Annotated in this window: 24 protein-coding genes, 1 tRNA gene, 1 pseudogene and 1 riboswitch; of the genes and pseudogenes, 21 read left to right on the plus strand and 5 right to left on the minus strand. The window is 47.9% G+C overall.

The window, feature by feature from the left end; translation table 11 throughout:
* The first annotated feature begins 87 nt into the window (after window positions 1-87).
* Window positions 88-462: a helix-turn-helix domain-containing protein gene (locus tag C1I60_RS12605; protein WP_137062008.1), complete on the plus strand. Its 375-nt coding sequence runs from the start codon at window positions 88-90 to the stop codon at window positions 460-462.
* A 107-nt stretch (window positions 463-569) separates the two neighbouring features.
* Window positions 570-953, plus strand: a complete 384-nt coding sequence (locus tag C1I60_RS12610) for a helix-turn-helix domain-containing protein (protein WP_137062009.1) — start codon at window positions 570-572, stop codon at window positions 951-953.
* Between the two features lie 127 nt (window positions 954-1,080).
* Here the strand turns inward: C1I60_RS12610 and C1I60_RS12615 are convergent, their stop codons facing one another.
* Together C1I60_RS12615 and C1I60_RS12620 are read right to left on the minus strand one after the other, a co-directional pair.
* Window positions 1,081-1,302, minus strand: coding sequence for an XRE family transcriptional regulator (locus C1I60_RS12615; protein WP_137062010.1), 222 nt, complete (start codon window positions 1,300-1,302; stop codon window positions 1,081-1,083).
* A 351-nt stretch (window positions 1,303-1,653) separates the two neighbouring features.
* Complete coding sequence (locus tag C1I60_RS12620; RefSeq protein WP_137062267.1) at window positions 1,654-2,343, minus strand: urease accessory protein UreF; 690 nt, start codon at window positions 2,341-2,343, stop codon at window positions 1,654-1,656.
* Between the two features lie 263 nt (window positions 2,344-2,606).
* On the opposite strand from C1I60_RS12620, the gene C1I60_RS12625 reads away from it, so the two are divergent.
* Window positions 2,607-2,689: transfer RNA gene (locus C1I60_RS12625), tRNA-Leu, on the plus strand.
* Window positions 2,690-2,845: 156 nt separating this feature from the next.
* Here C1I60_RS12625 and C1I60_RS12630 read toward each other — a convergent pair.
* On the minus strand, window positions 2,846-3,331 hold the full coding sequence (locus C1I60_RS12630) for a glutathione peroxidase (RefSeq protein WP_137062011.1): 486 nt from the start codon (window positions 3,329-3,331) through the stop codon (window positions 2,846-2,848).
* A gap of 455 nt (window positions 3,332-3,786) precedes the next feature.
* Window positions 3,787-3,962: riboswitch (cyclic di-AMP (ydaO/yuaA leader) on the plus strand.
* A 115-nt stretch (window positions 3,963-4,077) separates the two neighbouring features.
* On the opposite strand from C1I60_RS12630, the gene C1I60_RS12635 reads away from it, so the two are divergent.
* From C1I60_RS12635 to kdpC, 5 genes are all read left to right on the plus strand, one after another.
* Window positions 4,078-4,473, plus strand: coding sequence for a hypothetical protein (locus tag C1I60_RS12635; protein ID WP_134910703.1), 396 nt, complete (start codon window positions 4,078-4,080; stop codon window positions 4,471-4,473).
* A gap of 215 nt (window positions 4,474-4,688) precedes the next feature.
* Entirely contained in the window at window positions 4,689-4,763 is a 75-nt protein-coding gene (kdpF, locus tag C1I60_RS26320; RefSeq protein WP_223264321.1) for a K(+)-transporting ATPase subunit F, read from the plus strand.
* Between the two features lie 150 nt (window positions 4,764-4,913).
* Complete coding sequence (gene kdpA, locus C1I60_RS12645; RefSeq protein ID WP_137062268.1) at window positions 4,914-6,590, plus strand: potassium-transporting ATPase subunit KdpA; 1,677 nt, start codon at window positions 4,914-4,916, stop codon at window positions 6,588-6,590.
* Between the two features lie 52 nt (window positions 6,591-6,642).
* Complete coding sequence (kdpB, locus tag C1I60_RS12650; protein ID WP_137062012.1) at window positions 6,643-8,673, plus strand: potassium-transporting ATPase subunit KdpB; 2,031 nt, start codon at window positions 6,643-6,645, stop codon at window positions 8,671-8,673.
* Window positions 8,674-8,730: 57 nt separating this feature from the next.
* The gene (gene kdpC / locus C1I60_RS12655; RefSeq protein ID WP_137062013.1) at window positions 8,731-9,459 is read left to right on the plus strand and encodes a potassium-transporting ATPase subunit KdpC; all 729 of its coding nucleotides are present in this window, start codon (window positions 8,731-8,733) and stop codon (window positions 9,457-9,459) included.
* 97 nt (window positions 9,460-9,556) lie between these two features.
* Here the strand turns inward: kdpC and C1I60_RS12660 are convergent, their stop codons facing one another.
* Window positions 9,557-10,879: an Nramp family divalent metal transporter gene (locus tag C1I60_RS12660; RefSeq protein ID WP_137062014.1), complete on the minus strand. Its 1,323-nt coding sequence runs from the start codon at window positions 10,877-10,879 to the stop codon at window positions 9,557-9,559.
* Between the two features lie 238 nt (window positions 10,880-11,117).
* Between C1I60_RS12660 and C1I60_RS12665 the strand changes: the two genes are divergently transcribed.
* The 3 genes from C1I60_RS12665 (at window position 11,118) to C1I60_RS12675 (ending at window position 12,521) form a co-directional block, all read left to right on the plus strand.
* Window positions 11,118-11,537 (plus strand): organic hydroperoxide resistance protein, encoded by a 420-nt coding sequence (locus C1I60_RS12665; RefSeq protein WP_137062015.1) that lies wholly within the window; start codon window positions 11,118-11,120, stop codon window positions 11,535-11,537.
* Between the two features lie 124 nt (window positions 11,538-11,661).
* A complete protein-coding gene (locus tag C1I60_RS12670; RefSeq protein ID WP_137062016.1) occupies window positions 11,662-11,988 on the plus strand; it encodes a hypothetical protein in 327 nt (108 codons plus the stop codon).
* A gap of 92 nt (window positions 11,989-12,080) precedes the next feature.
* Window positions 12,081-12,521 carry a thiol-disulfide oxidoreductase DCC family protein gene (locus C1I60_RS12675; RefSeq protein WP_137062017.1) on the plus strand — a complete coding sequence of 147 codons (441 nt, stop codon included), beginning with the start codon at window positions 12,081-12,083 and terminating at the stop codon, window positions 12,519-12,521.
* A 4-nt stretch (window positions 12,522-12,525) separates the two neighbouring features.
* Here the strand turns inward: C1I60_RS12675 and C1I60_RS12680 are convergent, their stop codons facing one another.
* Window positions 12,526-13,335 (minus strand): DUF3153 domain-containing protein, encoded by an 810-nt coding sequence (locus C1I60_RS12680; RefSeq protein ID WP_137062018.1) that lies wholly within the window; start codon window positions 13,333-13,335, stop codon window positions 12,526-12,528.
* A 236-nt stretch (window positions 13,336-13,571) separates the two neighbouring features.
* On the opposite strand from C1I60_RS12680, the gene C1I60_RS12685 reads away from it, so the two are divergent.
* From C1I60_RS12685 to C1I60_RS12735, 10 genes and pseudogenes are all read left to right on the plus strand, one after another.
* Window positions 13,572-14,543: a metal ABC transporter solute-binding protein, Zn/Mn family gene (locus tag C1I60_RS12685; protein ID WP_137062019.1), complete on the plus strand. Its 972-nt coding sequence runs from the start codon at window positions 13,572-13,574 to the stop codon at window positions 14,541-14,543.
* Window positions 14,544-14,558: 15 nt separating this feature from the next.
* Window positions 14,559-15,323: a metal ABC transporter ATP-binding protein gene (locus tag C1I60_RS12690; protein ID WP_137062020.1), complete on the plus strand. Its 765-nt coding sequence runs from the start codon at window positions 14,559-14,561 to the stop codon at window positions 15,321-15,323.
* Window positions 15,324-15,328: 5 nt separating this feature from the next.
* On the plus strand, window positions 15,329-16,258 hold the full coding sequence (locus C1I60_RS12695) for a metal ABC transporter permease (RefSeq protein WP_137062021.1): 930 nt from the start codon (window positions 15,329-15,331) through the stop codon (window positions 16,256-16,258).
* The gene (locus tag C1I60_RS12700) at window positions 16,255-17,142 is read left to right on the plus strand and encodes a metal ABC transporter permease (protein ID WP_137062022.1); all 888 of its coding nucleotides are present in this window, start codon (window positions 16,255-16,257) and stop codon (window positions 17,140-17,142) included. Before C1I60_RS12695 ends, C1I60_RS12700 begins: the two co-directional genes overlap by 4 nt.
* Window positions 17,143-17,237: 95 nt before the next feature.
* On the plus strand, window positions 17,238-17,372 hold the full coding sequence (locus tag C1I60_RS26170; RefSeq protein ID WP_289306519.1) for a hypothetical protein: 135 nt from the start codon (window positions 17,238-17,240) through the stop codon (window positions 17,370-17,372).
* Entirely contained in the window at window positions 17,359-19,683 is a 2,325-nt protein-coding gene (locus tag C1I60_RS12710; RefSeq protein WP_137062024.1) for a histidine kinase, read from the plus strand. The genes C1I60_RS26170 and C1I60_RS12710 overlap by 14 nt, the downstream gene beginning before the upstream one ends.
* Before the next feature lie 555 nt (window positions 19,684-20,238).
* Window positions 20,239-21,396 carry a P-loop NTPase family protein gene (locus tag C1I60_RS12720; RefSeq protein WP_137062025.1) on the plus strand — a complete coding sequence of 386 codons (1,158 nt, stop codon included), beginning with the start codon at window positions 20,239-20,241 and terminating at the stop codon, window positions 21,394-21,396.
* A gap of 15 nt (window positions 21,397-21,411) precedes the next feature.
* Window positions 21,412-22,278 (plus strand): annotated as a pseudogene (locus C1I60_RS12725) (TadA family conjugal transfer-associated ATPase); the annotation flags it as partial.
* Between the two features lie 28 nt (window positions 22,279-22,306).
* Window positions 22,307-22,519 carry a hypothetical protein gene (locus C1I60_RS12730; protein WP_137062027.1) on the plus strand — a complete coding sequence of 71 codons (213 nt, stop codon included), beginning with the start codon at window positions 22,307-22,309 and terminating at the stop codon, window positions 22,517-22,519.
* A 156-nt stretch (window positions 22,520-22,675) separates the two neighbouring features.
* A complete protein-coding gene (locus tag C1I60_RS12735; protein WP_137062028.1) occupies window positions 22,676-23,035 on the plus strand; it encodes a hypothetical protein in 360 nt (119 codons plus the stop codon).
* Window positions 23,036-23,224 lie beyond the last annotated feature (189 nt).

A 23,224-nucleotide genomic window follows, 5' to 3' on the forward strand; every position in this document is an offset into this window, starting at 1 on the left:
GGCAATTTTGGCACACGTGATCTTTGAAATGGGAACAGGGGACATGATATCGTTATTTGAAAGTCTGCTAGAGAGGAAGGAACTTCTATGCAATCTATTTACCAACGGATTGAAGAGCTTATCAAGGAACGTGGAATGACAAAAAAAGCGTTCTGTGAGCAGTTGAGTATTAGTACGGGAAATTTTGGGGACTGGAAAAGAGGAAAGACGACGCCAGGCACGAATAAACTCATTGAAATCGCTTCGTTTTTTAATGCTAGTCTGGATTGGATCATGTTGGGACGCGATGTGCAGGGTGAGGCATTGAGGGAGTCGAGAGACCCTTATTTTTTTGGAGCTTCAGGGCAACTGGATTGCCAGGGGCAATCGCTTAGTGAGGCGGAAAGGGATTTTATACTTGAGTATATTGAATTTACCCGCTTTCGTAAAGAGAAAAAGCAGGAAGATTCAACTACGGAATAATCGGGTGCAGAATACTAAAGTAATGATTACCGAATAAGTATGGTTGCAGTGATGGTTGAAATTTTGGGAACAGTCAAGGAAAAGTTAGGTTATCGGAGGGGATAGTTTTGGGAGATCAAACGATTTATCAGCGAATTGAAGCCTTGATCAAGGATCGGGGAATGACGAAGAAGGCGTTTTGTGAAAAGCTCAAAATCAGCTCGGGGAATCTTGGAGACTGGAGAAGAGGCAAAACAACACCGGGAACGATGCATTTAATCCAGATTTCGGACTTTTTTAATGTATCGTTGGATTGGTTAATGAAAGGCGTCAAGCCGGGTGAGGGCGTACTTCAGGAGCAGAAGGCTGCTTATTTTTTTGGAGTGATGGGGCCATTGAATTGCCAGGCAGAGGATCTGGATACAGAAGAACAGAATTTCATATTAGAATATGTGGAATTTGCGAAATATCGTAAGCAAAAAGTTGAAAATGACAAAACACAGCCTGAATGATCTTCTCGCTAAAGATCACTCAGGTTGAAACCCGTAAAACGGACTGGAGGGTTCGGTTGACGAGTTTGTTTGGGTTGTCGATGTTGTAGCGTGCCGTATACTTGGGAAGACGCTCACGTCGTTGGTTTCAGAGTGGCGGCGCCTCCTTATAATCGTTATCGTCGATGTTGAGGATTGCAGCAACTTGTTTTCTGTACCTTTGTGCTTTGCGGGTGCCGTGAATCAGATTGGACAAGCGTGAAGGCGGGATATTATGCGTTTCACAAAATGTTTTCTGATCCAGCCGAAGTTCGACAAGCCTTTGTTTGATGGCCCACCCGAGGGAGGTGACAGGCATTTTGTTGTTCAAGTGAAATCGCCCCTTACGGATTCTTACGGAATAATTGGTGTGTTATAATAATCATCAGTAAACATGTTAGAATTAACCATCTGAAACTATGATACACGTTTATACGTGTTTTTACAATCTAAAATACGTAATTTTGATAAAGATATTACTTAATTAAGTGATGAATGGTCTGGATAATCCATCTGGAGCCTGTTAATGTACGAAAATTGCAGTTGTATTCTGGATAAAAAAGCACTCTGTCACTAGAAAAAGTGGTGGAGTGCTTTTGTCGTTGGTGCTGGAATGGTGAAAGTAGGCATCAGGGGAATGCTCGAGGCTTATAACGGGGGCGGACGAAGGAATCAGTGAATTTCACCTGCGCTGATGGCTACTGCTCATATAGGGTGGCTGAGTAATGTAGGAGCTGGACCAATGCCTATGCAGAAGGCCGCGCTGAAATACGGTTGGCTCTGACTCAGGGACATTGTATTGCTTCCATGCGGCTAGAAGCTCGTTGGTCATTCGCTGAATAACAGGATTCTTTTCCTCATAAGGGGGATTGAGCAGCTTGAAAGCATCTTCGACACAGAAGGACACTGCTGCAGCAAGATAGCCGTGAATGGTCTGTTCTACATCATTTCCAAGGGAAACGTTAATCCAGCTATGAACGGTAGCAAGTGTACCCATCGCATTGTATTGAATGAGTGTAGCTTCGAGTCGGTCAAATTCAAGCCAAGGGTACAAAGCTTTGGCGAGCTTGAGCAGGCGTTGGCCTGATAGGCGTGACTCTTTCACATGCTGTAGGGAAGAACGCTGGGCGTGCAGCATTTTATCAATGAGGGCGATACGCCAACCATCATTTTGCTGAACAGCGATATAAAGGCTTTTGATAGCCATGCCATCGAGGGATGTGAACTGAGGGTGCAGATCAGTGCGGGCATAGTGCTCCAGGTCTTGTAAACAGGTTAAGCGGCCATTGCGAAACAGCTCCTCCAGCCCGTAGGAACGAGTGAAGCCACCGACAGGCAGGGAAGGGTCCAACAGCAATGCGTAGTTCAGCAAACGATTGCCTTTGTGCAAGGCGGTTCGCCCCCTTGGAATAGAATATTTATGTTATATTAAGTAACTCGTAAAACGGATTAAGAAAAATTTTAGAGTTATTATGTAATATATATTTACACTTGTAGTGCTAATATGTCAAATTAAATATTTTTATAGCTTTTATATGTTAGTTTATTTCACTTCATAAAATATTATTGTATTTATGTTTACAAATAGAATATAAGGGAGTATAATAAATCTGTTGCCTCAAAACATTAGAATTTGCGGTCGTGGTGGAATGGCAGACACGCTATCTTGAGGGGGTAGTGGGCGTACGCCCGTGGAGGTTCGAGTCCTCTCGACCGCATTACATGTAAGACACATTTAAAAAGCATCCTGACACGTTTTTGACGTGATTGGATGCTTTTTTTGTTATATAAGCTGAACTAAAAATATTCCTTTTTCCTAGGAACAGGAGCAGCCATTGGGATTGGCTGCTTGTGAGAAGGTGTGAAATAGCCTGTCAGCTTTGCTGTAAGAGCTTCTCAATATCCCCCACCAGTTTATCCGGAGTTGTTTGTGGGGCATAGCGCTTAAATACGTTACCTTCGCGTGTAATCAGAAATTTGGTGAAATTCCATTTGATCGCTTTGGAGCCTAATACGCCCGGAGCTGTTTGGGTGAGGTAGCGAAATAAAGGGTGCGCCTGATCGCCATTGACATCTATTTTGGAAAACATCGGAAATGTAACTCCATAGTTGATCTGGCAAAACTCCGAAATGTCCTCGCTGGAACCCGGCTCTTGCTTGGCAAACTGGTTGCTGGGAAACCCCAAGATTTCAAGACCCTGCTCATGGTATTGGTCATATAGCTCTTGTAGCGCCTTGTATTGGGGGGTTAGCCCGCATTTGCTGGCTGTATTCACGATAAGCAGCACTTTTCCTTCGTATGTGGACAACGGAAGCTCTTTCCCTTGCAGGGTTTGTGCATCGTATTCATAAACGGTCATGGTATCCCTCCTGATTTGACATTCTGCAATTAAATTGTAAGCAATTTAACGGAGGGTTGCAAGTCCATAATAGATGTAATGCGCCGTTTGCTGATGTAAAATCGTATTTTGTCCAAAACGGCAAATGGCACTGCAAATGGGACGTATTGCGCCGTTTCTCATGGTGAAAACAGGTTCAATCGGCGTTTATCAGGTACATACAGCACTTTTTCTTTCTCTTTTACAAAAAATACTCCCCATACGTTAATATTGACATGCCTCTTCATTTTCGAAAAGGGATGAAAAACCGAGATTGAAGGAGCTGGGAGAAGGATATTTATGTTGTAAGCGCTATTATTAATCTTTTATGCTCCAAAGACCGATTTATAACCCTGCAGGTGAGCTTTACAGTGTTCCTTGCGCGGGTGTATGATTCAAGACGTAATTTCAAATGAAGTGAATGAAGCAGCAACGAATTGTCTATAGCGCTGAATTTTGCAGTTGCAAAAGCGGGGGAACCAAAGGAGATCTATTCGGCTTTTAAAGGGCCGTGTGTCTCATGGGGTGAATTTTCTGGCCAAGTGCCAGAAATAGGGCGACTCTCACGTCCGAATCCGACAGCTAACCTCGTAAGCGTACAGGGAGAGGCAACAAACCGCCGTGTGCAGCCATGGTTTATTTTATCATGGTTACGTAAGAAGCCGGAGGAAAGCCTTTTTCCTTTGGCTTCTTTTTGTTGTCTTTTTATACCGGGAGAGGAGCTACTGATGGAAGGTCGGCTAATCATTGTCACTGCACCGAATGAATCGGGCAGAAATTTTGTGAAATTGCTTATGTACAAAAAACTGGCGTTTGCGGTTCTGACGAATAGCGCTCAGGAGGAACGACAGCTCAAAAAAATGGGTGTGGAGCATATTGTGCGCATCAATACGATGCAAGCGGGGAAATGGAATTTTCCCAAAAAAGAAATTGGCTGCGTGTATTTGTTTGAGAACAGCTTGAATCTGACGTGCCGTTTTCTGCAAATATGCCGGCCGCTGACATCAGATTCGGTCTATGTCATTACACAAGGCTGTAATCCTCAAGGGATTTATCGAGGTTTGGGAGCAGACCATGTGATCTACACTTTGAATGGAGAGGTGGGTTTCCTGCTGAACGGATAGTCGCTTACGGTATGGCTAATATAAATTAAAATTTTCGAATTCATTGTATGGTGATTTTACGAGGATGTAAGAATGACGATCTGAGGACCGATACGGGAGGGTATGAACATGATGGATATATACATGCTGCTCGTGATGGCTGTGAGTTACGGAGTGATACTGCTGTTTGTACGCTGGTGTGATGCGCAGACCTCCAAAGGAGGGCGAAAAGGATGATGGTTGTGCTTACGCTTACTGCTATTGTATTTGTGTATTTAATCTACGCACTCCTGAATCCTGAAAAGTTCTAATCAGCTAAACAGGATCAAGCGGGCGGGGGACAGCAGATCATGGGTGAAGCATCAGAGGCAGCGGGTTTTCGCAAACGTGTGCAATCGACCGGTGCGATGAACCCGTCTGTTGTTCCAAACGCAGGAGTATTTTGGAGGAGGGAATAGATGATGGAGCTGCTGCAAATTGGAATTGTGATTGTGATATTGCTGCTCCTGGTGAAACCAGTGGGCACCTATATATATCATGTATTCTCCAATGAACCGAATCGGACGGATCGGGTGTTTGGCGGAACGGAGAAGCTGATTTATAAGGTTATAGGATTGAAAAAGCTGGAGAGCATGCGTTGGACCACGTATGTGATGAGCTTTATTGCTACGAATGTCGTACTTGTGGCGATCAGCTATGTGCTGCTGCGCTTGCAGGGACTGCTCCCCGGTAATCCGGTGGGAAACGGCAATATGGAGGCGTCACTGGCCTTTAACACGGTGATCAGCTTTATGACCAATACGAATCTCCAGCATTATAGCGGAGAAAGCGGACTTACGTACCTGACACAGATGGCGTTTGTTACGATGATGATGTTCACTTCGGCTGCTTCCGGTTTTTCGGTTGCTGCGGCTTTTATGAGGGGATTGACGCGGCGCGGAGAAGGGATGGGCAACTTTTTTCAGGATTTTATCAAAGCGATTATACGGATTTTTCTGCCGCTGGCCTTTGTGCTTACGCTGGTGCTGGTTGGATTGAAAGTACCGCAGACGCTTCAGCCTGCGGCGGATATCACGACGCTGAGCGGAACACAGCAGCAGATTGCTTTGGGACCCGTTGCTTCGATGGAATCGATCAAGCATTTGGGTACGAACGGGGGTGGTTTCTATGGGGCCAACTCAGCGCATCCTTTTGAAAATCCAAATCCCTGGACGAATGTGCTGGAAATTTTGGCGATGTGGGTGATGCCGGCTTCGCTTCCGTATACCTTTGGACTGTTCGCCCGTAATCGTAAGCAGGGCTGGATTATTTTTAGCTCGATGATGGTACTGTTTCTCGTATTCCTATCCATTACGTACGTATCAGAGAAAACGGGTAATCCGCTGATTCAGGCACTGGGTGTGGATGCTTCTCAGGGAAGCATGGAAGGGAAAGAGGTTCGCTTTGGCATCGGACAATCGGCACTGTTCACGGCGGTGACGACGGCGGCTACGACAGGCTCGGTCAATAACATGCATGATACACTGACTCCATTGGGCGGTATGGCTGCTTTGGGTGAAATGATGCTGAACGTCATTTTCGGTGGTAAGGGTGTCGGGCTGATGAACATGCTGATGTACGCGATTCTGGGTGTGTTTATATGTGGATTGATGGTCGGCAGGACCCCGGAATTTATGGGCAGGAAAATTGAAGGCAAGGAAATGAAGCTGATCGCGATTGCCATTTTGGTACATCCGTTTCTCATTCTGGTGCCGACAGCGCTCGCTTTTATGAGTCATTGGGGATACGATGCGGTCACAAATCCCGGATATCACGGGTTGACTCAGGTGATATATGAATATGCGTCATCTGCGGCTAATAACGGTTCGGGATTTGAGGGTCTTGCGGATAACAACGTATTTTGGAACACGACAACGGGTATCGTTATGTTCTTCGGACGATATGTATCGATTGTTGCACTGTTAGCTGTAGCGGCTTCGTTGAATGCCAAAGCACCGACTCCCGTGACGACGGGCACACTTCGCACGGACAACAAGCTGTTTGGGGCGATTTTAATCGGGGTTGTGCTGTTGATCGGCGCGTTGACCTTTTTGCCCGTAATCGTATTGGGGCCTGTAGCTGAATTTCTGACCATGTGAAGAAGATGAACAGGAAGAAGAAAATGAGAATGGATGAACGGGGTGCTTGATCATGAAGGAACAACGCAAACGCATGCTGGACAAAAGCATCTTGAAGCATGCGATCAAGGATAGCTTTATGAAATTAAATCCGATGATCATGATGAAAAATCCTGTCATGTTCGTTGTGGAGATCGGCACATTGGTCGTGCTGCTTATGCTGCTGTTTCCCGGTTATTTTGGAACTGGCAACGAAATGGGCTTTAATCTGGCTGTTTTTATCATCCTGTTGTTCACGTTGCTTTTTGCTAACTTTGCCGAAGCGCTCGCAGAGGGGCGGGGTAAGGCGCAAGCGGCCTCTTTGAAAAAATCCAAGCAGGATACACAAGCAAACAAACTTGTCGGGGATGAGATTCAGGTGGTCAGCTCGACCGAGCTGCGCAAAGGTGACATTGTGATGGTGTCCCAGGGCGAGATGATTCCGAGTGATGGTGAGGTGATTGAAGGTCTTGCCTCAGTGGATGAATCAGCGATTACGGGGGAATCGGCTCCGGTGATCAAGGAATCGGGTGGTGATTTTTGCTCGGTAACCGGCGGGACGCGCGTGGTCAGTGACCGAATTAAGGTGCGGATTACGACAGAGCCGGGTGAGACGTTCATCGATAAAATGATTTCGCTCGTGGAAGGCGCACAGCGGCAAAAGACGCCGAACGAGATTGCACTGAGTACCCTGTTGATCAGCTTGACGATTATTTTTCTGATCGTGGTGGTGACACTGGCACCGATTGCCCGTCATTTTAACATTGACTTGCCTGTTCCCGTGCTTATCTCATTGCTGGTCTGCCTGATTCCGACCACGATTGGAGGACTGTTGTCAGCCATCGGGATTGCCGGTATGGACCGGGTCACCCAGTTTAACGTGCTGGCGATGTCAGGCAAGGCGGTAGAAGCATCCGGGGACATCAATACGATGATTCTGGACAAAACGGGTACAATCACCTTCGGTAACCGGATGGCGAGCCAGTTCGTGCCTGTAGGTGGCGTAGAAGAGACAGAGTTAGTAAAGTGGGCTGCGATGAGCTCGATGAAGGATGAGACGCCTGAGGGACGCTCAGTTCTTGAGTTGATGCGCAAGCAGGAGCACATGCTGGATGAATCCTTGGCAGCAGGCGGAACCTTTATCGAGTTCAAGGCGGAAACCCGGATGAGTGGTCTGGATCTGGCCGATGGACGCAAGGTACGCAAGGGCGCGGTGGACTCTGTCCGACAGTGGGTATTATCGCAAAATGGCAGCGTTCCAGCCGATCTGGAGGAAAAAGCGAATCAGGTGGCCTCTGAAGGAGGTACGCCACTGGCAGTCGCGCTGGATGATAGGATGTATGGCATTATTTATTTGAAGGACACCGTGAAGCCGGGCATGAAGGAGCGGTTCGATCAGCTCCGGGAAATGGGTATCCGTACGATTATGTGTACCGGGGATAATCCGCTGACGGCTGCAACGATTGCACGGGAAGCGGGTGTGGATGATTTTGTGGCTGAAAGCAAGCCGGAGGATAAAATCGCAGTCATTCGCCGTGAGCAGGAGCTGGGCAAGCTGGTTGCCATGACCGGAGACGGCACAAATGATGCCCCTGCGCTGGCACAGGCTGACGTCGGGCTGGCCATGAACAGCGGCACGGTCGCAGCCAAGGAAGCCGCCAATATGGTGGACCTGGATTCCGATCCGTCCAAAATTATTGAGGTGGTCGCTATCGGCAAGCAGTTACTCATGACACGTGGTGCTTTGACGACATTCAGTATCGCGAACGATGTTGCCAAATATTTTGCCATTATTCCGGCGATGTTCATGCTGGCGATTCCGCAAATGAGCGCATTGAACGTGATGGGGCTTGGCTCTCCGTTGTCCGCTATTTTGTCGGCGCTGATCTTTAATGCTGTTATTATTCCACTTCTGATCCCGCTGGCCATGAAGGGCGTGAAGTATAAGCCCATGAGCTCGGATCGTCTGCTTGGACGGAATTTGCTCATTTACGGTTTGGGCGGTATGGTGGTGCCGTTTGTTGGCATTAAAGCCATTGATTTGCTAGTGCATTTGTGGATTTAACGCAGCCTGTGAAGGTGTGCATTTTGGATATGAATGGAAGCGGAAAGGGTGAGCAACATGAGTGGCTTTTATCGGATGATGTCTGGACGAAGATTTGCTGCACACGAAAAAGCCGGGTCTGCCGGGCACGAGAATAACAAGCGTCCAGAGACGGATGCTGTGCCGAATGGACAGCCGGAGAGAGAAGAGATGCGGGGAGGCGCCATTGTTGGCGTGGCCTTGCGTACCTCGGTATTGATGATCCTCCTGTGCGGCCTCGCTTATCCGCTGGTTAGCACGGGCGTGGCACAGGTATTGTTTCCGCAGCAGGCGAATGGCAGTATGCTTCGTAATGCGGAGGGTCAGGTAGTCGGCTCCGAGCTGATCGGGCAGTCTTTTGCGAATCCGGCGTTTTTTCAGGGGCGGATATCGAGCATTGATTATAATGGGGCCGGTTCAGGCTCCAGTAACTACGCACCGTCCAATCCGGCCTTGATACAGCGGGTCAAGGATTCCATAGCGGATTGGCAGAAAAATAATCCGGATGTACCGATCAGTCAGGTTCCGGTGGACCTGATTACGAACTCCGGCTCCGGTCTGGACCCGCATATCTCGCCGCAGGCGGCACAGGTTCAAATCCCGCGTATTAGCGGCTTGACGGGTATTGCGCAGGATAAGCTGAAGGCACTGGTGCAGGAGCAGACCGAAGGCCGTAGTGCCGGAGTGTTCGGTGAGCCACGTGTGAACGTGCTCAAGCTGAACCTCGCGCTTGAAGCCCAAACGCAGGCCCAGCCTGCCAAGCGGTAAGTCTAGAGGTTGGAATAGAGTGATCAAAAAAAGGTATCCCGCAGCCAATTGGGCTAGTGAGATACCTTTTTCTTGATTTTAAAGTGTTGCTTATCTCTCAATGACCTGAAATGGTTTGAATGATAAGCACCACATTCAAAACAATGATGACGGCCGTCACGATCCAGGTTAATACTTTTTGCCATGTTTTGTTCGCAAACTCACCCATACGCTTTTTGTCGCTGGTGAAAATCAGCAACGGGATGATGGCAAAGGGAAGCTGGATGGACAGAATAACCTGACTTAGGACCAGCAGCTCTTCGGCACCTTTTTCACCCGCGATAGCTGTAACGATTACCGCTGGAATGATAGCAATGAGTCGGGTTACGAGACGACGCAGCCAAGGCGCGAGACGAAGGCTGAGAAAGCCCTCCATGACGATTTGCCCCGCTAAGGTACCGGTTACGGTTGAATTCTGACCGGAAGCGAGCAGCGCCACCCCGAATAGGATACTCGCGAGTGTGGTTCCGAGCAATGGCGACAGCAGATAGTAAGCATCACTGATTTCCGCCACATCGGTTTTTCCAGCGGTATGGAACACGGCTGCGGCCACGATCAGAATGGCGGCATTGATAAACAGGGCGAACATGAGCGCTATACTCGAATCCCATGTGGCGAATTTGATAGCCTCCCGTTTGCCTGCTGACGTCTGCTCGAATTTACGAGTTTGTACGATGGACGAATGCAGGTACAGGTTATGGGGCATTACGGTAGCGCCCATGATACCGATGGCGATATACAACATGCTTGGATTGGTCAAAATTTGCGAGTCTGGCACAAAGCCACCTAACACGCCGCTCCATTCCGGCTGGGCTAAAATGAGATTGATGCCAAAGCAGCCGGCAATCGTGGCCATTAGTACAATGACCAGCGTTTCCAAAGCACGAAAACCTTTGTTTTGCAGTAATAAAATGAGCATGACATCGAAGGCAGTAATCAGGACACCATACAATAGCGGTATGCCGAACAGCAGCTTTAGTGCAATGGCTGAACCGATGACCTCGGCCAAATCCATGGCTGCAATAGCGATTTCGCATAGAAGCCATAAGCCGATCGCAACCGGGCGACTGTAGGCTTCACGGCACATTTGAGCCAAATCTTTACCTGTAGCAATGCCTAGCTTGCCGGATAAGGCCTGCAGCAAGATGGCCATTAGATTAGAGATCAGAATGACACTGAGCAGTGTATAGCCAAATTGCGATCCGCCCGCAATGTCTGTGGCCCAGTTGCCGGGGTCCATATAGCCGACAGCGACCATATAGCCGGGTCCGGCAAAGGCGAGGAATTTCCGAAACCACGTGCCGTCCTTCGGGACGTTCAAGGAACGATTCACTTCCGCTAGTGAAGCGATTTCCGCCAAGTTACCTTTTGTATTTTCCATACGCTTCACCTTCTTTATCATGTTGAAATATATTATTAGTGTCATAATGATTGCCTTATCCATATTGTACACCCACAATAGTCTTTGTCTAGTACAACTTTTATGTGGCCAAGCAAAAAATCCTGTTTTATGATTCATTTTGAGTGGTTCGTTTAAAATACATACAAGAAGGAAATCATCATTAACATGACGATGATCCTGGCAGAATGTGAATCATATAAGAAGGAGATGGGAAATCATGGAAGCATTATACACAGCATCAGCAACGGTACATGGTGGAAGAGACGGTTATGTCGCTTCATCGGACGGAGTTTTAAAGCATAAACTCAGTACGCCGAAGGAACTGGGTGGCGCAGGTGGAGAGGCTACGAATCCGGAGCAATTGTTTGCGGCAGGCTATGGCGCCTGTTATGAGAGCGCACTGGCCAATGTTGCTCGCAAGGCCAAGGTAAAAGTGGACAACGTTGAGGTAACCAGCCATGTGTCCATCGGTAAAGACCCGAGCGACGGCGGCTTCCAATTGGCGGTGCGTCTGGACGTGAAAATACCGGGGATTGAACGTTCACAGGCAGAAGATTTGGCGCGTCAAGCGCATGATTTTTGTCCGTATTCCAAAGCGACTCGCGGCAATATTGATGTTGAGCTGAATGTCCTTTGAGCGGGAAGCACATTATCTCTACGCTCCAGCCGCCGATTCATCGGCGGCTTTTGCATATAGACCTTGATTCGCCGAGATCCGCTCCCATTTGACATCATCGCCAAAATTCATTAAGATGGCTTAGGTGATTCTGGTCATCAGGTACGAAACAAATTTGAAAAATACGGGTGATATGATGTCTTACAGACCGAATATTGTTAATTTCACGCTGGCTGGCAGCAACGAAAAAGAAGGGCTTTATGAGTTTAAAATGAGTTTGGCCGATGGAACGGAGTGCCGCGTTTTTTCTCAACGTAATCCGGAGTGGATCTTGACGAATATCAGTCGATTGCTAACGACGCCTTGCCCGGTATGTCATAAGGATTTTATCTGTAAGTGTATGGATAAGTTCCATGATGAGTTTTTAGAGCAAATTAAATCAAAACAGCTGTTTGAGAAAGCATTGAGCTAGTTCTCAAAACAGGTAAAAGCCTATACATTGTTAAACAAGCGTCGGATGATTTCGGCGTTTTTTTGTTTATTTCCTGGAGGTGAAATGCATTTATGAAGCAATCTGACGATGCTTATCAAAATCCTTCTCAGCAAGATTATTTAATTGTGTTGGTGGATGGTGTATGCCATTTTTGTCAGGGGGCGGCCCGCTTCATTATTAAGCGTGACCCGAAGGGGACGTTTCATTTTGGTTCCTTGCAATCCGAGCAGGGACAAAAGCTATTGCGTGCAGGAGGATTGTCAACGGATAAGCTGGATACGTTCGTACTCATTGAAGGCGGTATGTATTACACGAGGTCAACCGCAGCTCTGCGGATTGCCAGACGTCTTCGTTTTCCATATCCGCTGGCCTATGTCTTCATCCTCGTCCCCCGCTTTATACGCAATGCAGTCTATAGCTGGGTGGCACGTAACCGATACCGCTGGTTTGGCAAGGATGAGGAGGATCAATGTCAGATCCCCCCACCAGAGATGAGGCAACGATTTTTTTAACTGTTCAGGATTCAGGTTTCGGAGGAGCAGCTTCCTTATTAGCGCCCTTTTTGGAGCGATGACGACGGATCAGCCATATCACAATTGCCGTAATCAGGATCAGGCCCGCAACGGCTACATATATGATATGACGCACATTGGGTACGTTGACGGATAGCTTTAGCTCATTAGGCTCTAATGGGGCAATGTCCCAATGTAGTGTCTTCCCGTCTGCCGATACACTGTCGGCATTGCTCGCAGCGGGCTGGATCGGTAAGGACAGGCTAAAATTAAGATCAAGCTGCCGCTCCAGTATTTTGCGTGCGAACACATTCATTTGCTCCAATTTGTCACTCAGTCCCCGAGCTTCTTCAGGAAGCATTCGTGGCAGATCGAGCTTCATCGTAAGATCATAGTTAGTTGTGAAAAAATGTGGGGTCACAGCGCGTTTAAATTCTAATCCCTCAGGTAGATTTAGACCCTGATTGGGATTTTTTCCGCTTGCACTCCAATCTCCTTGATAGTGCCCCTTGATTTGATAACCCTTTCTTCCCTGCTCAGATAGTGGCTGAACATTTAGATTGTTGTTATGAATCCGCTTGGCCAAGCGGTCCAGCAGTCCTGGATTATCCAGCATCACTAGCGTCTGATTGTTTACACTGAACGAAGCATCCATATCCACACTTTGGTCCAGATGAACATCTACATGGACGTCCCCCCGTGCACAGGAAGTGAGAGGGATCAGACAGCACAGCAGCACAAAAATGAGCAGCATTTTCCGTGTTCGATGTTGTTGATGTTTGTCCCGGTAAGGGTCGTACCCTGTTTGCTCCATGATCTTCACCTTCTTTATATATGTTCTTTCATTTAACGATTGGATATCTTCTATATATTACACATTCGGAGAGCTAAAATCGAACGAACTGACAGGATAAATAGATTTTTATATTTAAAATGTTTCCTTAGGGAAACATTTTAGTGTATACTCTAAAATATAGTATTAGGAAAAAATAATTGACATCATGAAATAGTTTGTCCCAAATACATATAAATAGAGGAGGATGTTGAAACATGAATAAACGGTTTAAGGCGGCTGTACCGCGTCGGGCTTTGATCGCAGGAACATTGTTCCTGGTTTTAGTTGCAGCAAGTGCATGCACTGATGGTAAGAGGGCGGAGCAGGGAGCTGCCGGGGAGGCGGGGCAAAAAATAAAGGCCACAGCTACTATTGGCATGATTTCTGATATCGTCGGCAGGGTAGGCGGTAATCATGTGGAGATCACAGGCATTATGAGATCAGGCGTTGACCCGCATTTGTACAAGGCTTCTCAGGGAGATATGCGCAAACTGGATCAGGCAGATATTATTTTTTATAACGGGTTGCATCTGGAAGGGAAAATGCAGGACATTTTGGAGAAGATCGGTAAGCAAAAGCCTGTCGTACCTGTGTCCAAAAATATAGCTCAGGATCAGTTGCGCTCAGGTAGCCCGGAAATGGGGTCGGACCATGATCCGCATATCTGGTTTAACGTACAAAACTGGATGTCTGCGGTAGCAACCGTCAGAGATGAATTGTCGACGCTGGATGCTGCTCATGCGGAGGATTATAAGGCGAATGCAGAAGCTTATCTCGCTGAACTGCGGAAGCTGGATGATTACACGAGGGAGCAGATTGCCAGCATACCGGAAGCCCAGCGCGTGCTCGTCACGGCCCATGATGCTTTTGGCTATTTCGGAGATGCCTACGGCATTCAAGTGAAAGGGCTTCAAGGAATGAGTACAGAATCAGAAGCGGGCTCTCAGGATGTGACCAAGCTGCGTGATTATTTGGTTGGACATAAAATCAAGGCTATATTCGTAGAATCCAGCGTTCCGAGAAAGGCCATAGATGCGGTCATTCAGGGAGCGGCTCAACAGGGGCATACGATCAAGATTGGCGGGGAGCTGTATTCGGATGCGATGGGTGAAGAAGGCACGGAAGACGGTACGTATATTGGAATGGTCAAGCATAACGTCAATACGATTGTTAAAGCTCTTAATTAAAGGAGGAGGAAACATATGAGGCATTCACCGCTTGTGGTTCATGATTTATCTGTAGCTTATCAAAAAAAGCCCGTTCTGCTTGACGTTTCCTTCGAGGTGCCGGAGGGCAAGCTGATTGGTATTATCGGTCCAAACGGGGCCGGAAAGTCCACGCTGATCAAGGCTGCGCTGGGACTAATACCGAAGCTCAGGGGTGAGGTGCTGGTTTACGGCAAGCCTTATAAACAGCAGCTACTCAAGGTTGGTTATGTGCCGCAACGTGAGTCGGTAGATTGGGACTTTCCGACGAATGCGCTGGATGTGGTCATGATGGGACGATACGGCAGACTTGGCTGGTTCAAGCGGCCGGGAGCCGCTGATCGTCAGGCAGCGCTGGAGAGTCTGGACAAGGTGGGAATGAGCGACTATGCGGACAGGCAGATCAGTCAGTTATCTGGTGGGCAGCAGCAGCGTGTTTTTTTAGCCAGAGCACTTGCGCAGAATGCTCAGCTTTATTTTATGGATGAACCGTTTGTAGGTGTGGACGCAGCAACCGAAAAAGCCATTATTTCATTGCTCACAGACCTGAAGCGGCTAGGAAAAACCGTACTTGTCGTTCATCATGATTTGTCTACGGTCACAGATTATTTTGATCAGGTCATGCTGCTGAACGGGCATCTGATGGCGTTCGGAGAGACGGCAGATATTTTCACCGAGGAAAATCTGCAACGTACATATGGCGGACGTCTGAGTATACTCAAAACAGGCCCGGATTCCGGCACGATACTCGGAGTGAGGTGAGCGGTATGACAAGCTTGGCTACGCTTTTGACCGATCCGAATATGCAGTGGATTTTGCTGGGCTGCATCTTGCTCGGTTTAAGCAGCGGCGTGATTGGCAGCTTTATGTATTTGCGCAAGCAGTCGCTTATGGGGGATGCTTTGGCACATGCGGCTTTGCCGGGGGTATGTGTAGCGTTTATGATAACGGGCACAAAATCCGTGTTTGGATTTATGATCGGGGCCGCCATTGCAGGCATTGTTGCGACCTTTGCCATCAGTGCGCTGACCCGGTACTCACGAATCAAAAACGATTCGGCGATTGCAGCCGTGCTGTCTGTATTTTTCGGCTTTGGCATTATGCTCTTGACGGAAATCCAGCACAGTGGGGCGGGGAATCAGAGCGGATTGGATAAGTTCCTGTTTGGTCAGGCAGCGGCGATGGTATTATCTGATGTCTACACGATGGCGACTATTTCGGTGGTGCTGATCGGGGTCTGTATACTGTTCTTCAAGGAATTTAAGCTGCTTAGCTTTGATCCCGGCTTTGCCCGTGGACTTGGTTTTCCCGCAGGTTTGCTGGATAAGCTGTTGATGCTGCTGATTGTTATTGCGGTGGTTGCCGGTATTCAGGCGGTGGGTGTCATCATGATGGCGGCCTTGTTGATTACACCCGCAGTGTCTGCAAGATACTGGACAGAGAAGCTGGGGATCATGGTGTGTCTGTCAGGCTTGTTTGGTGCTATAGCGGGCTTCGGTGGAACGGTCATTAGCTCTCTGGGGCAAAATCTGCCTACAGGGCCCTTGTGTGTGCTGTGTGCGACTGCCGTGTTCGGTGTGAGTCTGGTTTTTGCGCCGCAGCGCGGGTTAATTTCCAAGGCTATCGTTCGGTTGAACGCCAAAAAGAATCTGGAGCAGGCAGCCGCAACCCAGCCACGAAAGGAACGTGCCCTGTGAGTACATTTTACGTGATCTTGACTGGAATGTTAGTGGCAGGGGGATGCAGTATTGTCGGCTGTTTTCTCGTGCTTCGGAAAATGGCCATGATCGGTGATGCCATCAGCCATGCCGTGTTGCCGGGGATTGTCATTGCTTTTTTGATCAGCGGTTCCAGAGATTCGGTGTGGATGATGTTCGGTGCGGCGGTGTTGGGACTCCTGACGGTGTATCTGATTCAGTTGTTCCAGCAAAGCGGTCTGCAAAGTGACGCCGCCATTGGTGTGGTGTTTACAACATTGTTTGCCATAGGCGTTCTGCTGGTTAGCGTGTTTGCTTCCAATGTCCATCTGGATATGGATCACGTGCTATATGGTGAGATTGCATATGTGCCATGGAATACGCTGGAGATAGCCGGCGTAGATGTCGGTCCGAGAGCGGTATGGATTACGGGTGCGATGTTTTTGATTAATTTGCTCGTGGTAGGTGTATTTTTTAAGCAATTTAAAATCACTTCCTTCGATCCTGCGCTGGCGGCTTCGGTAGGTATTCCGGTTGTTTTTTTTCACTATCTGCTTATGAGTCTCGTCTCGCTTACGACGGTGGCATCGTTTGAGAGCGTGGGTGCGATTCTGGTGGTAGGAATGCTCGTGGTACCGCCTCTTACGGCTTATCTGCTGACGGAGAAGTTATCCCGTATGATTGTGTACAGCGTCGGGTTGGGGGCGATCAGTTCGGTAGCAGGCTTTTACATAGCAAGTGTACTGGATGCCTCTATTGCCGCATGTATGCTGTGTGTATCGGGTTTGCTGTTGCTGTTGGCCTTTCTCTTTTCCCCGTCCCATGGGGTGGTGTGGCAAAAGTTGTTCCAGCAACGAGGACTGGTTCGTGAAGACAGCAAGTAATTCGCAGAAAGCGTTCATCTATGAGTGCCTAAAATAGCGTGCAGACAGGTAGAAAATGCCTGAATGCGCGTTTTTTTGCGCGTATGCTGCCCTGTGTGACTTATTTTGCGCAAGCTGGAGTGGGTCGTCTTGAATTGTTGGGGACACGGGAGTACATTCATTACAGCGATACGAGAACGGACGGAACGATCTGTCACGTTGCAGGGAGGTACAAAGATGGAGAGCTTTAAACGTAAATCGCCAGAGGAAATATTGGATTCCATTAACAAATTGCATCGGGGCAGACTCAAAATATACATTGGAGCGGTCAGTGGGTCAGGCAAAACGTATCATATGCTTCAGGAAGGACAATCGCTTCAGCATGAAGGTATCGACGTTGTAATTTGTGCAGTATCGACCATGCAGCGGCGCGAGACGGTGGAGCAGGTAGGCACACTGGAGCGGGTGCCCAGTATCCATTGGGTTCAGGATGAGGTGGAGCAAAAGGATTTGAATCTGAAAGCACTGGAGGAACGCAATCCCGAGGTGGTGCTGGTGGACCATTTGGCACATCACAACCGGGAAGGCGCCCCATTTCCAACCCGGCTGGAGGATATTCAATATCTACTGGAGCTGGGGATTAGCGTCATTACGACGGTCAATGTCTATGAACTGGAAGGGATTACGGAATGGGTTTATCAGCTAACAGGGATAGAGGCAGAATATACGGTTCCTATCGACACACTGGAACTGGCGGATGAAATTCGTTTGATTGATGTCACACCCGAAACGATTTTGGAACGGCTGGCGAAAGGGTACATGCATGCGCCCAATCCTGAGATGTTTCATCGGGGGAATCTGGGTAAGCTGCGTGAACTGGCTCTGCGATTGGTAGCGGAGGATGTGAACGATTCGCTGGAGCGGCATCGGGAGGAATTGGGTTTGCACGGGGCGTCAGGAGCCGCAGAGCGTATTTTGGTGCCTGTCCAGTATCACTGGAACGGGTCCATTTATGTACGCAGGGGGGAGCAGGTGGCCAAGCGGCTGGGCGGAGATATGCTGGTGGCCTCCTTTGTCGATCCGAGGCGCAAGCTGTCCAAGGAATCGGCGGCCTTCAAGCGCTCAATTGTGCAGCTGGTTGACAAGGTAGGATCGGAATTTGAAGAAATCCCGCTCATTTCCCGCAGAAGATTGCCTCGGCAGCTTATCCATTATGCGGTGGCGCGTAATGTTACCCGGATCGTTATGGGACATTCCCGGCAGACCCGGTGGCAGGAGCTGGTTAGAGGTTCGCTGGTAAACGGGATTTTTAAGCGGATGAAAAATATGGACCTGCTGCTTATTGCTGACCGCGCCGAGCAGGAGGGTGAACGTATTTTGCCGACGATGAGGCAGGAAGAAGACAATGATCCATACCATCGTCTGAGCGACGAGGAAGCGCAGGCTGAGGCTGCCAAAATCCGGCGTGGCAAGCTCAAGGTATATATTGGTGCCGCTCCCGGTGTCGGCAAGACGTACACGATGCTCAGAGAGGGAAATGATCTGCTGACAAGCGGGATTGATGTAGTTATCGGACTGCTGGAAACGCATGGAAGGGCGGAAACGCTGGCACAAGTAGGCTCGCTGGATACCGTTTCCCGCCAGATTATCGAGCGTCATGGCGTATATTTGGAGGAAATGGACACGGAAGCGATTCTCAAGCGTAATCCCGAGGTGGTCCTTATTGATGAGCTGGCACATACCAATGTTCCCGGCAGTTCGAGATCCAAACGCTATGAGGATGTATTGACGATTTTGGATCAAGGAATTTCTGTCATTTCTACAATGAATGTACAGCACCTGGAAAGCCTGAATGATGCGGTCGAGCAGATTACCGGCATTCGGGTGAGGGAGACCGTTCCCGACCGTATGATGCGGCTGGCCGATGAGGTACAGCTCATTGATGTGGCTCCCAAATCGTTGCAGCAGCGTATGCGTGATGGCAAAATATACGATCCTACCAAAGTGGAGCAGGCGCTTAGCCATTTTTTTAAATTAGGTAATCTGATTGCCCTGCGGGAGCTTGCTTTGCGGGAATTGGCAGATGATGTAGACGAACGGCTGGAATCCTGGGATCGGCACGAATCGCTTAGAGGGCCGTGGCGTAGAGAGGAAGTAATCTTCGTAGGGGTTACGCTCAGTAATAATGCTGAAAGGCTGATTCGACGCGGCTTTCGTATTGCTTTTCGTCTGAAGGCGGTGTGGATCGTGACCTATGTTCATGTCGGTATAAGCATTCCGGAGAAGCTAAATTCCCGGGTGGAACAGTTGAAAATGCTAACCCACCGTCTGGGAGGAACCTTCGAAATCCGGCTTGTTTCCAGTCGGAGAGAGATTGCTGACATATTAATTACTCCGGTGGAAGGATATACGGGTACGCAGTTAATTGTGGGGCAGTCTTCCAGAAGCAGCCGTTGGGGAAAGGATGCGGTCGTACCGCAAATTCTCCGTCGAGCGCGTCATATGGATGTTCTGATCGTGGCGGACTATGACCCGGACATCAAGTTGGAGGAAGAGGATTGAATCGCCCAATCCTTTTATAAATAGTCAGATGCTGGTTTCCGGTTGCTCAGTGCTTCCATAGTATATTCTATCTCAAAGAATTGGAGGCGAATTTGAATATGTTTAAACATCATCCGCGTCATTGTCATTTTCCTAAGCCCAAAAAACGTTTCTTTAAGAAGATTATCAAAACAACGGTGTTTACAATTAAATTTGTACCTAAAGTTAAACGTCGTCATTTCATTCATGAAGAATGTGGTTTTCTGAAAGAACATCACCATCACCACCGGAAACATCGTCATCATCGTCATCATCACTGTCATCGTCCATGTCATCACAAATTCTACTAAGATTAAGGCAATGGAGGCGGGCTTGAATGCCCGCCTTTTACTACATAAGGGTTGTGAAGAAATTCTAGCATAAAAAATGCTTGCTCTAAAATAGGCGCTGTGCTATTCTACCAGTAAATAGATTGGACGTGACGGAAGCACCGTTCACCAACCGTATGTACTTCGTGTACTTACGGATGGGTGAACGGTGCTTTTTTGCGTTGTTGTTTGGGGGGGGATGAGCGTCATGATTCCGGTAAAAGTAGTGCTGGCTGTAGAAAGCCGGGATTATATTGAGCCACTGCTGAATTATGTACATGGAAGCGAGTACGCCAGGAGGCTGAGGGTAACGGCATTTTCGCAGACAGAGGCATTTCGTCATTACATGATGGAAGCACCTGGAGTTAAAAAGCCGGATGTTGTGGTGGGTGAATCGGCTTTTTTGAGTCTGTGGACAGATCGGGAAACTTCTGATATTCCTTGTCTGGTGCTACATGAGGGAGAACAGGTGAGCGAATACGGACAACCTTTATTAAAATATCAGCCCTTGTCTGAACTGGTGGGCTTTATTTTGGAAACGGCGAGACAGCGGACAAGTGGGCGGCAGAGCGTAAACAGCCGGGAAGGCGGAATGATTATTGGCATGGTTGCAGCCTCCGGTGGGCTGGGCAAAACAACGGCCGCGCTCAATATATCCAAGCAGCTGGGAAATGAGGGGTATTCGGTTTTTTATTTGAATTTGGAAACGGTGGATTCAAGTTCGTTGTTCACGGGTTCCGGCGGTTCTAGTGGAGCAGAAGGAGAGGGGCTGTCCAGACTGCTTTATGATCTCAAGGCGATGAGACATGACGGAAATCCCTTATCTGTCGCTTCGTATTGTGTGCGCCGTTCTGAAATTCAGGCCGACACCTTTCAACCTGTCGATAACCGCAAGGAACTGATAGACATGACCTGTGATGAAGCGGTAGAGCTGATTCGGACGATTGCCGAAAGTGGACAGTATGATGTCGTAATCGTAGATGGCGAGTCTGAAAATAGTGATCGGGCTCAAGCTGTGCTTAAAGCCAGTCATAGGCTGATTTGGCTGCTGGCAGACGACTTAATGAGCATGCACAAATGTGGGCTATGGCTGGATGTTCTGGAAGCCACACAGCCGGAAGGATTTGAAGCCATGCTGACCAAAACCCGTTTTGTGGTAAACCGTTATATGGGAACTATGACCAACTCGTTACCTCGGGATTTTATGGAGCTGAACGGGGCGTTGCCTTACATTCCTTCATGGAAGCAGATGCAGCATCGTGAGCTGCTGCTTAGTTCGCCGATTTATCAGCGGGAAATTCACCAGCTGTGCCGCGAGCTGCTGAATGTGGAGACTGTAACACAGCCGCCCGCCGCTTGGGCTTAAAGGGGGCCGATGAATATGAATGAAGAACGGTTTCGTGCACTACGAGCGGATATCCGTGGAGGTCTGGACGTCACATCCTCAGTAGGGGATGCAGAGTTAGTGCGGCATATTGAAAATCGAATTTTGCATGACACAGAGCTGGCAGGTTTGACCTCCAGAGAAAAGCATGCGCTGGTCCGCAAAATTTTTAATTCCTTCCGTGGGCTGGATGTGCTCCAGCCATTGATTGATGACCCCACGGTTACGGAAATTATGATTAACAGTCACCGCGAAATTTTTGTGGAGCGGGCGGGCGAGGTGATCCAGGCACCCGATCAATTTGAATCCCGTGAGCGACTTGAGGATTTGATCCAGACGATTGTAGCCGGGGTGAACCGGATTGTGAATGAGTCTTCACCGATTGTCGACGCCAGATTGAAGGACGGGTCACGTGTAAATATTGTGCTACCGCCAGTCGCTCTCAAGGGGCCGACGATGACGATTCGGAAGTTTCCCGAGCGTCCGATGACGATGGATGATTTGATACGAATGGGGGCGCTGGATGCAGAAGCCGCCCATATGCTCAAGGACTTGGTGCGCAGCAAGTACAACATTTTTATAAGCGGGGGTACGGGTTCCGGTAAAACCACCTTTCTGAATGCATTATCCCAGTTTATCCCGCCATCGGAACGGATTATTACGATTGAAGATTCGGCAGAGCTGCAAATTGTAACCGTCCCTAATCTGGTTTCCATGGAAACACGGAATGCCAACACCGAGGGGAAGGGCGAAATCACGATTCGTGATCTGATTCGTTCCTCCCTGCGTATGCGGCCCAATCGCATTGTGGTGGGTGAGGTCAGGGGGAGTGAGGCTTTGGATATGCTGCATGACAAATCTATAAAAAGGTAATTAAAGGAGATATACAAACATGGGCAAAATGATTGTACGGTATAGTATTCTTCGTAACAATGGCTTTGGAAAGTTTGTTATGGAGAAAAAAACTGCAACTATGAATTGCGAAATGAACTTAAAAGACTACGAATACCAGCAGGAGAGCATAGTGAATGAGATAGGCTCAATTGAGAGCGTTAAGCCAACGCAGGTGAGAGTTACGGGGATTTTGAGACTTCCCTTTTCATAAGGTGAATAACAGCTTTAGAACGAACGTGAGAGCGTCTAAGGAGTATGTCATTGTAAAGTGTAAGGAATCAAAAAAATTATACTCGAACGAGTGTACTGTTATATGGTATATTGTTCCTATTGTTAAAGGTTTATTTCAAATAAGAGGTGATAGCAGATGGGAATCGTCAAAATCAATGGAAAGTATGTTTCTTATAACACTTATGATAATGAGACTGTTACTTGCCGAAATTGCGATATATTATATATGATACGAACTGCTGATATTAAAAGAGATTGGTGTTGTCCTGTGTGTGGTAGCAAACTGCAAATAAATTTTTGGCACAAAGATGCTGAATGGACAGTGATGAGGATGAGGGATTATGAACTAAGAAAAGGTATGATGTTCGTAATAAAACACAGAATGACTTCTCATAATATATTGGAAATTAAAAAATATACAAATGGAACGAAATTACACTTAAAAGGACAAGGTTCATATAAAATAAAGAACGATGAGTTTTACGAGGTATGTTAAATTTTATATGAAATATCACTATTTTATTAATGGAGGAAAATTTCATGTCTGAAATCTTTGGTTACAAGCCAAGCGAAGATGGAAAGTTGATGCCACACTCATTTGAAGCAAAAATTGTGAAACTGACATTTCACCGAGTCAGTTTGGTTTAAGTGAACAAGACATGGCAAAACTATTCGCTAAATGTTC

Origin of the sequence: Paenibacillus terrae (genome assembly GCF_005217525.1) — a bacterium.
GTDB classification, from domain to species: domain Bacteria; phylum Bacillota; class Bacilli; order Paenibacillales; family Paenibacillaceae; genus Paenibacillus; species Paenibacillus terrae_C.